This window comes from Pseudomonas sp. ZY71, from assembly GCF_036542145.1.
GTDB classification, from domain to species: Bacteria; Pseudomonadota; Gammaproteobacteria; order Pseudomonadales; family Pseudomonadaceae; genus Aquipseudomonas; species Aquipseudomonas koreensis_A.
The window spans coordinates 2,103,743-2,117,890 of sequence record NZ_CP144274.1; the positions used below are offsets into that span (position 1 = coordinate 2,103,743).

A 14,148-nucleotide genomic window follows, 5' to 3' on the forward strand; every position below is an offset into this window, starting at 1 on the left:
CAGGCTCACTCCTACAGGGGAACGCATTTCAAATTGTAGGAGTGAGCCTGCTCGCGATGGCCGCGACGCGGTGTCAGTGATGAAACAACAAAACCAGCAGCACCAGATTTCCCAACAGAGCCACCAACGCCATCGTCCGCCAGACCTTCAACGGCTCACGCTCCAATAATGGTCTGGGCCGCACACTCAAACTGCGCCGCTCGCCCTGTTCCAACACCAACAGCCATTCCTCAGCCGTTTCAAACCGTTGTTGCGGATCAGCCGCCACCCCACGCTCCAGACTCTGCGCCAGCCATTCCGGCAGATCCGGCCGATAACGACTGGCGCTTACCGCCACAGCAAATCGCGGCCGCTGAAATGCTTCGATCTCGCCATAGGGATAATGCCCGGTGAGCAGGAAGTACAGGGTCACGCCGACTGCATACAAATCCTGTTGCGCACTCGGCGGATCCCCGCGAAACGCTTCCGGGGCGATGTAGCTGGGCGTTCCCGGCAACGTTGACGGCGCGTCTTCGGACAATCCCGGACAATACGCCAGGCCAAAATCCAGCAGACGCAATTCGCCATCGTCACCCACGTGCAGATTTTCCGGTTTGATGTCCCGGTGCAGAATCTGCCGCCGATGCAACAGCCCGACCGAGCGCAACAGGCGCTCGGCGATGTCCTGCCATTGCGCCAGCGGCAATGGGCCGGGCTGTTGAAACAACTGAGCGAGCGTTGCCCCGGAATATTCGCGCATCACGTAGTACAAATGCTGACGCTGGCTGCACGCATGGACTTCAGGAAAATGCCGCCCGGCCACACGTTTCAGGAACCATTCTTCGGACAACAGCGCTTGCCCGGCGTAGGAATCATCAGCGGACCGCGTGGGCAGGGTTTTCAGCAACCACCTCTGACCTTGCCCATCGTGCACTCGATAGAGCAGCGATTGCTGACTCTGAGCAACAATCTCTTGCACCTGCCAGCCTTCAAAGTGCTGCCCGGATTTCAGCGCTGGAGGCAGTGGCCATTGCTGCAGATGAATCAGCGCATCACCAATACTCGTCTCACCGACAGCATCGACCCGCACCAGCAAAGCACTGGCATTGTCCTGGCTCCCCGCCAGGTGCGCGGCGTTGACCAGCGTCTGCGCGGCGCTGTGCAGATCTGGCTGATCACGCAGAATCGCCGCAATCGCGGTATCGCCCAGCGTCGACCAGACACCGTCACTGAGCAAAACAAAGCACTCGCCGTCGCGCAGTTCACCGTCAAGGAAGTCCAGCACCAGATGCTGATCCAGCCCCAGCGCACGCTTGAGCACATGCTGCATGCCTTGCTGTTCCCAAACGTGATCTTCAGAGATCCGCTGCAAACTTTCGCCGTGCCAGCGATACACCCGGCAATCGCCGACGTGGGCGAGGGTAAAACGCCGACCGCGCATGACCAAGGCACTGACCGTGGTGAGCAATGGTTGGCCACCGCCATTGGCCTGTAACCAGAGGTTTTGTGCGAGCAGCAGGCGATCCAGTGCCTGCGCCACGCTCCAGGTTTCCGGTGTTGCGTAGTAGTCGAGCGCCAAGGCCTGCAAGGTCGAACGCGCAGCCAGTCCGCCATCGGCACACTGACTGACACCGTCGGCGATGGCGAACAGAAAACCTTTGCTCGCCGCCAACGCCGGAGCGGGCGTGACCAGGCGCAAAGCGTCCTGATTTTCCGCGCGCGGGCCGGTGGCGCTGGCTTCGGCAAAACTCAGTTGCAGGGCCATCGACGCTTCAGACCCGCGCCGCCGTCACCGCCGCCGAACCCCAAGTGGTTCTCCAGCGACGCTTGACGCCGTGCAGACCAAACCACGCCAACACGCCGAGGCTGGCGAACAACCACAGGGCCAGTTGATAGCTGCCGGTGCTCTGTTTGATCGCGCCCATGCCGGCCGCCAAGGCAAAGCCGCCGATGCCGCCGGCCATGCCGATCAGCCCGGTCATGACACCGATTTCCAGACGAAAACGCTGCGGCACCAGTTGGAACACCGCGCCGTTGCCTGCGCCTAAGCCGAGCATGGTGCAGACGAAAAGTGCCAGCGCCGCGTAGGAACTTGGCAGATTGAAGCCGACGGCAGCGATGCAGACAGCAGCGACGGTGTACATCGCCAGCAAGGTACGGATGCCACCGAAACGGTCAGCCAGGGCGCCACCCAGCGGACGCATCAGACTCCCGCCGAACACGCAGGCTGCGGTGTAGTAACCGGCCGTCACCGGGCTCAAGCCGTACTGATCGTTGAAGTAGCCGGGCAGGGCGCTGGCCAGACCGATGAAGCCGCCGAAGGTGACGCTGTAGAAAAACATGAACCACCAGCTGTCACGGTCGCCCAAGGCTTTGAAGTAGTCGGCCATGGCTTTGGCTTTCGGCCGCTGCGGCGCATTTTTGGCCAGCCAGGCAAACAGCACCAGTGTCAGGATCAATGGAATCAGGGCGAAACCGAAAACGTTGCTCCAGCCAAATGCGGCGGCGAGCACCGGTGCCAGCAGCGCGGCGAACACGGTGCCGGAGTTGCCCGCACCGGCAATGCCCATGGCTTTGCCCTGATGCTGTGGCGGGTACCACTGCGAAGCCAGCGGCAGCGCAACAGCAAACGACGCGCCGGCCATGCCGAGGAACAGGCCGAGGATCAGCGCCTGCTCGTAGCTATGAATGCCGATTTTCCAGGCACCGAACAGTGCGCAGATGACGATGACCTGACCGATCAGCCCGGCGGTTTTCGGCGACAGCCGATCGGCGAGCATGCCCATGATGAAACGCAGCACCGCGCCAGCAAGGATCGGCGTGGCGACGACGAGGCCGCGTTGTTGGGTGGTCAGGTGCAGGTCGGCGGCGATTTGCACCGCCAACGGGCCGAGCAGGTACCAGACCATGAAGCTCAGGTCGAAATAGAGGAAGGCCGCGAACAATGTCGGGGTGTGGCCGGATTTCCAGAAGCTTGAATTCATCGCGCACCTCAGCTGAAAAGAGTCTCGAAAGGAGTCATGCAACAGCAAGTGGGGCGCCGCCACGGCCGCACCACCGGCCCCGAGCTGTGGGGCCAAAACGCAAAAACGCCGCTACCTGATGCGCCGGTTGGGCGAACGGGTGAGCGACGTCTTTGTCGTGGGTGGGGCAACCGCCGTTGGTTACCTGTGCGTTTTACTTAGCGAGATTTGTGCCAACAGCCGGAAAATCAAAAGCCCCTCACCCTAACCCTCTCCCAGAGGGAGAGGGGACTGACCGAGGTGTCTTGCGCTAAACATCGACCTGAGAAACCGAGTCGATTATGGATTCACAGCAGAAAACTACAGGTCGGCGTACTTCGCGAGGGGACTGACCGAGGTGTCTGGCGTCAAACATCGACCTGAGAAACCGAGTCGATTATGGATTCACAGCAGAAATTGCAGGTCGGCGTATTTCCCGAGCATCCCCCGGTCGGTCCCCTCTCCCTCCGGGAGAGGGCTAGGGTGAGGGGCTTTTCAAGTGCTCAGAGCTTTTCAGCCAAGCAACTCACTCATCGCAATAATCTGCTCCGCCACCTGAATCAGCTTCTGCTGCCGGCTCATGGCCTGGCGCCGCATCAGCGTGTAAGCCTCTTCCTCATTGCAATCCTTCATCTTCATCAATAACCCCTTGGCCAGCTCAATACGCTTGCGCTCAGCCAATTGCAGGTCTCGCGCCTGCAACTGCGCACGCAAGGCCTGATCACTCTCGAAACGCGCCATCGCCACATCGAGAATCGGCTGCAAACGCTGGGCGTGAATGCCTTCGACGATGTAGGCACTGACCCCGGATTTGATCGCCTGACGCATCACTCCGGGGTCATGCTCGTCGGTAAACATCACGATCGGCCGTGGCTGGTCGCGGCTGACCAGCACGACTTGCTCCATGACATCGCGGCTCGGTGACTCGGTATCGATCAGGATCACGTCCGGGCGCACCGTTTCGACGCGCGCGGGCAGGTCGATGGTCAGACCGGATTCATCGATGACTTCGAAACCGGCTTCAGTCAGCGCGGCTTTCAGGCGCCCGACTTTTTTCGCTGTGTCGTTGATCAACAGAATGCGCAACATGTTCGCGGTCTCCTGTCAGCGGCGGGCGAGAAGGGGAGCGTCGTCGCTCATCGCGTGCAGCTTGAAGCTGCGCGCATAACCGGCGGGATCGCTGCCGTCCCAGATTTTGCCGTCGAGCAACTGGCTGCTGCGCATGTCGGTACCCCACGCCGCCACGCCGACAGCGGTTGCCGCATCGCGGTAGATAGCCAGTTGCTGGACCTGCCGGGCGACGCCGAGATAGTCCGGATCCTCACGCAGCAGGCCCCAGCGGCGGAACTGGGTCATGAACCACATGCCGTCCGACAGATACGGCAGATTCACCTCGCCGTTGCCGTGGAAGCGCAGCGCATGAGGATCCTGCCAACGATTGCCGAGGCCATCGGCATAGTCACCGAGAAAACGCGGTTCGATGCACGCAAGCGGCGCGTCCAGATACGCCGGCGCGCTGAGCAATTGCGCGGTGCTGCGACGATTTTCCGGGCTCTCTTCGATAAAGCGGCTGGCTTCAAGGATCGCCATCACCAGCGCCCGCGCCGTGTTCGGGTATTGCTCGACAAATTCACGGGTGCAGCCAAGGACTTTTTCCGGGTGATCGGGCCAGATGGTCTGACTGGTCGCCAAGGTAAACCCGAGATCCTGCTGCACCGCGCTAGCCGCCCAAGGCTCGCCGACACAAAAACCGTCGATACGCCCAGCTTGCAGGTGCGCGACCATTTGCGGCGGCGGCACCACTACGCTGTCGACATCCTGAAGTGGATGAATGCCCTGACTTGCCAGCCAGTAATAAAGCCACATGGCGTGAGTGCCGGTGGGGAAGGTCTGCGCGAAGGTGAGTTTTGCGCGGCTTTGGTGCACGTGGCGGTCCAGCGCTTCAGGACTGCTCACGCCGAGGTTCTGCAGGCCGTGAGAGAGGTTGAGGCTCTGGCCGTTCTGGTTCAGGCCCATCAGCACTGCCATATCGGTCGGAGCAACGCCGCCGATGCCCAGATGCACCGCGTAAATCAGCCCATACAGACTGTGTGCAGCGTCGAGTTCGCCGCTGACCAGATTGTCGCGCAGATTCGCCCAAGAGGCCTGGCGCTTCAGGTTCAGCGTTAGTCCGTAAGGTTGGGCAAAGCCCTGTGTGGCAGCAACGACAACCGATGCGCAGTCGCTCAACGCCATGAAGCCGAGGTTGATTGCAGTCTTTTCCGGGGCATCGCTGCCATTGACCCAGGCCAGGGGCCCTACCGAAGGTTCATTCATACACCGCCACCTCGAAAAAAAGCGCCGCCGCGGACTTTGCGCAGGCAAAACCCGGGACGACGCCATTGTCCTTGCCCGCTTGCCGTCATTGGCCTGCGCGCTGATAGTCAAGGAAGGTGCAAGGCATATGCCAGTGCCAGTGATTTGCGCATGTGCCTCGCGCCGCAGGTCGATGCCCGGCTATAATCGCCGCCTCTTTTCGCCGCTCGAGTCATCGCCGCCCATGTACACCCTGGCCCGTCAGCTGTTGTTCAAACTTTCCCCGGAAACCTCCCACGATCTGTCGCTGGATCTGATCGGCGCGGGTGGGCGTTTGGGCCTCAACGGCTTGCTGTGCAAGGCGCCGGCGAAGAAGCCGGTGACGGTCATGGGCCTCGAATTCCCGAACCCGGTGGGTCTGGCGGCCGGTCTGGACAAGAACGGCGCGGCCATCGATGGCTTTGCGCAACTGGGTTTCGGTTTTGTCGAAATCGGCACCGTGACCCCGCGTCCGCAGCCGGGCAACCCGAAACCACGGATTTTCCGCCTGCCGGAAGCCGAGGCGATCATCAACCGCATGGGTTTCAACAACCTCGGTGTCGATAACCTGCTGGCGCGCGTGGCCGCGGCGAAATACAAAGGCGTGCTGGGCATCAACATCGGCAAGAACTTCGATACGCCGGTTGAACGCGCGGTCGACGATTACCTGATCTGCCTGGACAAGGTCTACGCCCACGCCAGCTACGTGACGGTCAACGTCAGCTCGCCGAACACCCCGGGCCTGCGCAGCCTGCAGTTCGGCGATTCGCTCAAGCAATTGCTCGCGGATCTGGCCACGCGCCGCGCTGAACTGGCGTTGCGTCATGGCAAACATGTGCCGCTGGCGATCAAGATCGCGCCGGACATGACCGATGAAGAAACCGCGCAGGTGGCTCAAGCGCTGATCGAAACCGGCATGGACGCGGTGATCGCTACCAACACCACACTCAGCCGTGTCGGTGTCGAAGGCATGGAGCATGGCGACGAGGCGGGCGGTTTGTCCGGTGCGCCGGTGCGGGAGAAGAGCACCAATACCGTGAAGGTGCTGGCGGGTGAGTTGGCTGGGCGTTTGCCGATCATTGCGGCGGGCGGGATTACTGAAGGCAAACATGCGGCTGAGAAGATTCTGGCGGGTGCGAGCCTGGTGCAGATCTATTCCGGCTTCATCTATAAGGGCCCGGCGCTGATTCGTGAGTCGGTCGACGCAATCGCCGCCTTGCGCTGATCCATAGACACCACTGTTCCTTTGTAGGAGTGAGCCTGCTCGCGATAGCTTTCTTTCGGTCACTTCATCAGCGACTGACAGACCGCTATCGCGAGCAGGCTCACTCCTACAGGTTTTGTGTATGGCACAGATAATTTGACAGGCATAAAAAAGGGCTCCTCGAAGGAGCCCCTGGGCCGTAGCCCGCCGTCCGGGAAGGACGTGCATGGTAAGTCGTTACAAATTCAGATTGTCGTGTCGGAATTAATGCCCTGTGTCAGCCGACGGCGTGAAGTTCGTTGAGTCTGTGGATTCCCGCAGTGCCGGTCATACCGTCCCAGTTGTCGCCGCGTCCTTCTCGCCAGCCGTTAATCCAGGCTTGGCGTACCGACGGTAGAGTAAATGGGCAAAGCTCACGGGATTTGCCACCAACGCCATATTGATATCCGCGCAAAAATGCTCTTTCCAACGGATCACGCTTAAGTCTTCTCATAGGGTGTTTCCCTCACTTGTTGACTGTTTTGTGTCGCGTTGACCTCAACTGAGGTCTGGCAGAAGAAACCTGCCATGGTGCGGCTCGCTGCCGGCGTGGCGAGCCAAGGTGTTGACGCCGTTGCGACGTCAACCTGTGTTCAGTTCTAACCAATGAGTCACACCGAGGGAATGATCGTTTTGTCATAAGGACGTAACGAAATTAGTGCTACAGCCATAAGTAACGACGGGTTTCATGCACGGTTTTTCAGCAAACCCCGGTATGATCGGCCCCGCGCTGGATGATGGGGTTAATTCTTTAGTGAGAATGACCCACGTTTGCGCTGGGGTATAAAGCGACGAAGGGTCGCTTTAAGACTTTTTGTTTCATCAACTTTTTTATCTGTCCCGGCATCTAAGCTCTTTTAACCCGAGCAGCGGGGATGGAACGGCACACCTTCGTGCCACGCGGGCGCTCTTTTAGAAAAGCGCCTGATTGAAAACCGGATCGGCAATGCGTTGCCGATTCACTAGCCAAAGGCTTTGGAAATCCCATGTCCGACCGTTTCGAACTCTTCCTCACTTGCCCTAAAGGCCTTGAAGGCCTGCTCATCGAGGAAGCCGTCGGGCTTGGCCTTGAAGAAGCACGCGAGCACACCTCCGCCGTGCGTGGCATGGCGACCATGGAAACCGCTTATCGTCTGTGCCTCTGGTCGCGTCTGGCCAACCGGGTATTGCTGGTGCTCAAGCGTTTCCCGATGAAAGACGCTGAAGACCTCTATCACGGCGTGCTCGACATCGAGTGGCAGGATCACATGCTCAGCGACGGCACCCTGGCCGTCGAATTCAGCGGCCACGGTTCCGGCATCGACAACACCCACTTCGGTGCCCTGAAAGTCAAAGACGCCATCGTCGACAAACTGCGCACCCCGCAGGGCGACCGTCCGTCGATCGACAAACTCAACCCGGACCTGCGCATTCACCTGCGTCTGGATCGCGGTGAAGCGATTCTCTCCCTCGACCTCTCCGGCCACAGCCTGCACCAGCGCGGTTACCGTCTGCAGCAGGGCGCGGCGCCGCTGAAGGAAAACCTCGCGGCAGCCATCCTGATCCGTTCCGGCTGGCCACGTATTGCCGCTGAAGGCGGCGCGCTGGCTGACCCGATGTGCGGTGTCGGCACGTTCCTCGTCGAGGCGGGCATGATCGCCGCCGACATGGCGCCGAACCTGCGTCGTGAGCAGTGGGGCTTCACCGCGTGGCTCGGTCACGTGCCGGCGCTGTGGAAAAAACTCCACGAAGAGGCCGTCGAGCGCGCCGCTGCCGGTCTGGCCAAGCCACCGCTGTGGATTCGTGGCTACGAAGCCGATCCGCGTCTGATTCAACCGGGCCGCAACAACGTTGAGCGTGCCGGCCTGAGCGAGTGGATCAAGATCTACCAGGGCGAAGTCGCGACCTTCGAGCCGCGTCCGGATCAGAACCAGAAAGGTCTGGTCATCTGTAACCCACCGTACGGCGAGCGTCTCGGCGACGAGGCCAGCCTGCTGTATCTCTACCAGAACCTCGGCGAGCGCTTGCGTCAGGCCTGCCTGAACTGGGAAGCGGCGGTGTTCACCGGCGCCCCGGATCTGGGCAAGCGCATGGGCATTCGCAGCCATAAACAGTATTCGTTCTGGAACGGCGCGCTGCCGTGCAAGCTGCTGTTGATCAAAGTGCTGCCGGATCAGTTCGTCACCGGCGAGCGTCGCACCCCGGAACAGCGTCAGGCCGAGCGCGAGCAAGCGGCTTACGACCAGACCCCGGACGAGCCGCAAGAGCGCAAGTTCAACAAGAACGGCAACCCGATCAAACCGACGCCAGCCCCGGCACCGGTGATCGAGCAACCGCGCTTGAGCGAAGGCGGGCAGATGTTTGCCAACCGTCTGCAGAAAAACCTCAAGGCCATGGGCAAGTGGGTCAAGCGCGAAGGCATTGATTGCTACCGCGTCTACGACGCCGACATGCCTGAGTACGCGATGGCCATCGACCTGTACCACGATTGGGTGCATGTCCAGGAATACGCCGCGCCGAAATCGATCGATCCGGAAAAAGCCTCGGCGCGCATGTTCGATGCCCTGGCAGCGATTCCGCAGGCGCTGAACGTCGACAAGAGCCGCGTGGTGGTCAAACGCCGCGAGCGCCAGAGCGGCACCAAGCAGTACGAGCGTCAGGCTGCGCAAGGCAAGTTCAATGAAGTCAGCGAGGGCGGCGTGAAGTTGCTGGTCAACCTCACCGACTACCTCGATACCGGCCTGTTCCTCGATCACCGTCCGATGCGCATGCGTATTCAGAAAGAGGCCGCCGGCAAGCGCTTCCTCAATCTGTTCTGCTACACCGCGACCGCCAGCGTGCACGCGGCCAAGGGCGGCGCGCGCAGCACCACCAGCGTCGACCTGTCGAAAACCTACCTCGACTGGGCTCGCCGCAACCTGTCGTTGAACGGCTACTCGGACAAGAACCGTCTGGAGCAGGGCGATGTCATGGCGTGGCTGGAAAGCAGCCGTGACGAGTACGACCTGATCTTCATCGATCCGCCGACGTTCTCCAACTCCAAGCGCATGGAAGGCATCTTCGACGTGCAACGTGATCAGGTGCAGTTGATTGACCTGGCCATGGCCCGTCTGGCGCCGGGTGGTGTGCTGTATTTCTCCAACAACTTCCGCAAGTTCCAGTTGGAAGAAAACCTCGCCGAGCGTTACGCGGTAGAGGAAATCAGCGCGCAGACCATCGATCCGGATTTCGCCCGCAACACCAAGATTCACCGCGCCTGGAAAATCACGGCTCGTTGACGCTTTGCGCAATTGGATCCACAGAGCCTTGATTTTTAAAGGCTCCGTGGATCTGCCCGCGCTAGCTAAATTAGTGGCTAATAGCTATAACTCACACACGGTCAATGGGGTTTTCCCGTAAATGCTGGCGTAGTGAGTTGTCTTTATGTCGTTGCACCCCGTGCGCCCAAAGATTCTGGGTTTCATCAGCGAAGACGTCTCGGCCTGGCTGGTCGCGCTGCTGGTATTGCTCGCCGGCGGGATTCTCACGGGGCTGCTCGCCTGGGCCACCCTCAATCAGTTTCAGCAACAGACCCGTCAGCGTTTTCAACTGCTGGCCAACGAACGTTACAGCCGCATCGAAGAACGCTTTCAGGATCAGGAGCAACGCCTGGACGGCCTGCGCCGCTTCTTCGCCAACTCTGAATCGGTGTCCCGCACCGAATTCGACGGTTACACCCAACCCTTATTGATGCGTACCCAGGCCTATTCGTTTGCCCTCAAGGTCAGCGGTGCCGAGCGCGCGGCATTCGAGCAGCGGGTGCGTGACGAAGGCGTGAGCAACTTTACCCTTCGAGAATTGAATGCCCAGGGCGAGCTGCAACTGGCTGGCGTGCGCGATGAATACGTGCCGGTGCTCTATAGCCAGACGCAAAGTCGGCTCGGCTCACCGTTGGGTTATGACCTGCTCGCGCAACCTTTGCGCCGCGATACCCTGCAACGTGCCGACAAGCTCGGCGGGCTGGCGGTGTCGCAACCCATGCATCTGGTCAGCATTGAGCCGTCCTATGCGCGCGGTGTGCTGCTCGTCGCGCCGGTGAGCCGCAATGGCGAGCGCCAATCGTTCGGCTACGTGATGGCGGTGATCAGCATGCGCCAGTTGCTGGCCGACGGTTTGCCGGATGCCTTCCATGACTATCTGTCGGTGCGCATTCTCGACATGTCGACCCATGATCAGCACGAGGTGTTGTTCGAATCGACCAATGAACCGGCGCCGAGCGACCTGTCGGCCACGCGGTTACTGCGCATGGCCGATCACGACTATCAGGTCGATATCCTGCCGAGCGACGCGTTCGTTCAGGCCAACCATTCGTCGGTGGGCAGCGTGATCATTCTGGGTGGCTTGCTCAGTCTGCTGCTCAGCGCCTTGCTTTACGTGTTGGTCAGTCAGCGTCAGCGTGCCTTGCTTATGGTGGAGCAGCGCACGCAGGAACTGCACGCCAGCGAACAGGAGCTGCGCGGCACCCACGGCCAGTTACGCGGCGTGCTGAATGCGGCGACGCAGGTGGCGATCATCGCCACCGACCTGCGCGGTGTGATCAACACGTTCAACCCCGGCGCCGAACAAATGCTCGGTTACAGCAGCGCCGATGTCGTCGGCCACATGACCCTGGAAAACCTGCACCTTCCGCGAGAGCTGACGGCCCGTGCTGCCGAATTGAGTGCGCGCTACGGTAAAAGCATCCCGACCTGCCACGCGATGCTGGTCGAGGGCGGCGAAGTCGGCGGCCACGAGGCCCGCGAGTGGACGCTGGTGCGCAGCGATGGCAGCCATATTCCGGTGAACATGCTCGCCACCCCGGTGCTCGATGAGCAGGGTTTGTGGGTCGGGCATCTGGCGATCTGCATCGACATCACCGAGCGCAAGCGCGTGCACGAAGTGCTGGCCGCGCGCGACGTCTTGTTGAAAAAGCTCAGCGCGCACGTGCCCGGCGGCATCTATCAATTCAAGATGGAATTCGACGGGCGCTTCAGTGTGATCTACGCCAGCGACGGCATCCGCGAGATCTACGAACTGGAGCCGGATGTGCTGCTGTTCAACGCCGAAGCGATCTTCACGCGCATTCATCCACAGGACGTTGTCCGCGTGCGCTCCTCAATTCGCGCCTCGGCCGACAGTCTCAGTCCGTGGCGCGAGGAATACCGCGTGCAACTGCCTGAGCGTGGCCTGCGCTGGGTGCGCGGCGAGGCGACGCCGGAAGAACTGCCGGGCGGTGGTGTGCTGTGGCACGGCTATATCTCGGACATTTCTGACCTCAAGCGCGTGGAAGAAGAACTGCGCGCACTGTCGGTGACCGACTCGCTGACCGGCATTCACAACCGTCGCTATTTTCAGGAACGTCTGACCACCGAAATGGCCCGGGTCGAGCGCGGCGGCGGTGAGCTGTCGGTGATCATGCTCGACATCGACCATTTCAAACGCATCAACGATCAGTATGGCCACGCCGTCGGTGACCGGGTGCTGCAAGCGGTGTGCGAGCGGATTGGCCATCGTCTGCGGCGTACCGATGTGTTCTGCCGGTTGGGCGGTGAGGAGTTCATGGTGCTGTGCCCGGACATCGACGGCGAACATGCGTACATGCTGGCGGTTGAGTTGTGGCAGGGTTTGCGTAGTGCGCCGGTAGATGTAGTCGGCGTGGTCACGGCGAGTTTCGGGATCGCCAGTTGGCGACCGGGGGAGGGCGCGGATGCGCTGCTGTTGCGGGCGGATTCGGGTGTGTATATGGCAAAGCAGCGCGGGCGCGATCGCGTCGAGCAGATGAGCTAGGGTCTTGCGCAAAACCTTGTAGGAGTGAGCCTGCTCGCGATTGCGGTATGTCAGTCACCTCGATGTATCGGGACCGACGCTATCGCGAGCAGGCTCACTCCTACAGGAGGCGCGGTGATCAGAGGACCGAAGCGGTCTGCGCCAGTTTCGGTTGCTTGTACAGATCCAGCAGCACCTGATCGAGCACCGACGATGCGCCAAACGGTGCCTTGTCGTTGAGGATCGCCACCACCGCCCAGGTATTGCCATTCACATCACGGCTGAAACCGGCGATCGCGCGCACGGTGTTCAGGGTGCCGGTCTTGACGTGCGCCTCACCGCGCATCGCCGTGGTTTTCAGACGCTTGCGCATGGTGCCGTCGGTGCCGGCGATCGGCAGCGAGCTGATGTACTCGGCGGCATACGGGCTGTGCCAGGCGGCTTGCAGCATGCTCGCCATTTCACGGGCGCTGACCCGTTCAGCACGGGACAGGCCGGAGCCGTTCTCCATCACCAGGTGCGGTGCGGTAATGCCTTTCTTCGCCATCCACTGGCGCACCACACGTTGCGCGGCTTTCGCGTCATCACCGTCGGCGTCGTTGCGGAATTTCTGCCCAAGACTCAGGAACAACTGCTGAGCCATGGTGTTGTTACTGTATTTGTTGATGTCGCGGATGATCTCCGCCAGATCCGGCGAGTAGGCACGCGCGAGCAGTTTGGCGTTGCTCGGCGTCGACGCCAGGCGATCCTTGCCCTGAATGCTGCCACCCAGTTCTTTCCAGATCGCGCGCACGGCGCCGGCGGTGTAGGTCGCGTGGTCGAGCAGCGACAGGTAAGTCTGCGAGCTGCAACCTTCGCCCAACTGGCCGGCCACGGTCACGGTCACGCTGCCATCCGCCTCTGGCACCGGGTTGTAGCGCACGCCGCCGGTGCATTGTTTGGAGGGCAGGGCTTTAACGGTGTTGGCGATGTGGATGCTGGCAATCGGCGGCTCAACCGAAATCAGCACTCGGCCATTGTCGTTACGGGCAACAAAGCGCAGGGCCTTGAGGTTGACCAGCAGCGAATCCGGTTTGACCAGGAACGGTTTGTTCTCGTCATTGCCGTCATCGTTGAATTCCGGCAGTTGCGGCTGCACGAAGAAGTTGCGGTCGAGAATCAGGTCACCGGTGATCTGGGTCACGCCGTTGGCTCGCAGGTCGCGCATCAGCAGCCAGAGTTTTTCCATGTTCAGCTTCGGATCGCCGCCACCCTTGAGGTAGAGGTTGCCGTTGAGGATGCCGCCGTTGAGGTCGCCGTCAGTGTAGAACTCGGTCTTCCACTGATGATTGGGGCCGAGCATTTCCAGCGCCGCGTAGGTAGTCACCAGTTTCATGGTCGAGGCCGGGTTAACCGAAACGTCGGCATTGAACACGGTCGGCGTGCCCGGGCCGTCGAGCGGCACCATCACCAGCGACAGGGCGCTGGGCTGCAATTTGCTCGCCTTTAGGGCTTTTTCAACGTTGGGGGTCAGGGAAGTATTGATGGTGGCAGCAGAAACATTCACGGCCAGAGGAAGAAGAAGGCCGGCGAGAAGCAGAGGACGCAACGATTTGATCATATGAAATAAAACCCTACAGTCGAGGGGAAAATAACGAGGACATGGATGAAAAAGCCCTCAGCGGTCATGAAAGTGTCGGCATTATGCCCCAAGGTGTTACAGCTTGTGCCTTGTCCGGGCCGGCCAATACGTTATTTTTTTACAGGCGGTCGGCTTCAGGGGCCAGAGAGGCGGGCAATCGACGGCTTAAACTGGTAAAGTGCCGGCCGTTAATACTTATGAGGATT

At 60.7% G+C, this 14,148-nt stretch carries 9 protein-coding genes; 3 read left to right on the plus strand and 6 right to left on the minus strand.

Annotated elements, in window-relative coordinates; genetic code table 11:
- Positions 1-73: 73 nt before the first annotated feature.
- The 4 genes from VY732_RS09475 to VY732_RS09490 form a co-directional block, all read right to left on the minus strand.
- Entirely contained in the window at positions 74-1,744 is a 1,671-nt protein-coding gene (locus VY732_RS09475; protein WP_331695255.1) for a bifunctional protein-serine/threonine kinase/phosphatase, read from the minus strand.
- Between the two features lie 7 nt (positions 1,745-1,751).
- Positions 1,752-2,963 carry a nitrate/nitrite transporter gene (locus tag VY732_RS09480; RefSeq protein ID WP_034152863.1) on the minus strand — a complete coding sequence of 404 codons (1,212 nt, stop codon included), beginning with the start codon at positions 2,961-2,963 and terminating at the stop codon, positions 1,752-1,754.
- A 531-nt stretch (positions 2,964-3,494) separates the two neighbouring features.
- Positions 3,495-4,070, minus strand: coding sequence for an ANTAR domain-containing response regulator (locus tag VY732_RS09485; protein WP_038365449.1), 576 nt, complete (start codon positions 4,068-4,070; stop codon positions 3,495-3,497).
- A gap of 15 nt (positions 4,071-4,085) precedes the next feature.
- Complete coding sequence (locus VY732_RS09490) at positions 4,086-5,297, minus strand: CmpA/NrtA family ABC transporter substrate-binding protein (protein ID WP_331695256.1); 1,212 nt, start codon at positions 5,295-5,297, stop codon at positions 4,086-4,088.
- Positions 5,298-5,520: 223 nt separating this feature from the next.
- Between VY732_RS09490 and VY732_RS09495 the strand changes: the two genes are divergently transcribed.
- Positions 5,521-6,540, plus strand: a complete 1,020-nt coding sequence (locus VY732_RS09495) for a quinone-dependent dihydroorotate dehydrogenase (RefSeq protein ID WP_034152862.1) — start codon at positions 5,521-5,523, stop codon at positions 6,538-6,540.
- A 256-nt stretch (positions 6,541-6,796) separates the two neighbouring features.
- Here the strand turns inward: VY732_RS09495 and rmf are convergent, their stop codons facing one another.
- A complete protein-coding gene (gene rmf, locus VY732_RS09500; RefSeq protein WP_003223300.1) occupies positions 6,797-7,012 on the minus strand; it encodes a ribosome modulation factor in 216 nt (71 codons plus the stop codon).
- Between the two features lie 532 nt (positions 7,013-7,544).
- Here rmf and rlmKL point away from each other — a divergent pair.
- The gene (gene rlmKL / locus VY732_RS09505) at positions 7,545-9,815 is read left to right on the plus strand and encodes a bifunctional 23S rRNA (guanine(2069)-N(7))-methyltransferase RlmK/23S rRNA (guanine(2445)-N(2))-methyltransferase RlmL (protein ID WP_137218784.1); all 2,271 of its coding nucleotides are present in this window, start codon (positions 7,545-7,547) and stop codon (positions 9,813-9,815) included.
- Between the two features lie 145 nt (positions 9,816-9,960).
- Positions 9,961-12,342, plus strand: coding sequence for a sensor domain-containing diguanylate cyclase (locus tag VY732_RS09510; RefSeq protein ID WP_331695257.1), 2,382 nt, complete (start codon positions 9,961-9,963; stop codon positions 12,340-12,342).
- A 118-nt stretch (positions 12,343-12,460) separates the two neighbouring features.
- Here VY732_RS09510 and dacB read toward each other — a convergent pair whose 3' ends face one another.
- Complete coding sequence (gene dacB, locus VY732_RS09515) at positions 12,461-13,921, minus strand: D-alanyl-D-alanine carboxypeptidase/D-alanyl-D-alanine endopeptidase (protein WP_331695258.1); 1,461 nt, start codon at positions 13,919-13,921, stop codon at positions 12,461-12,463.
- Between the last annotated feature and the right edge of the window lie 227 nt (positions 13,922-14,148).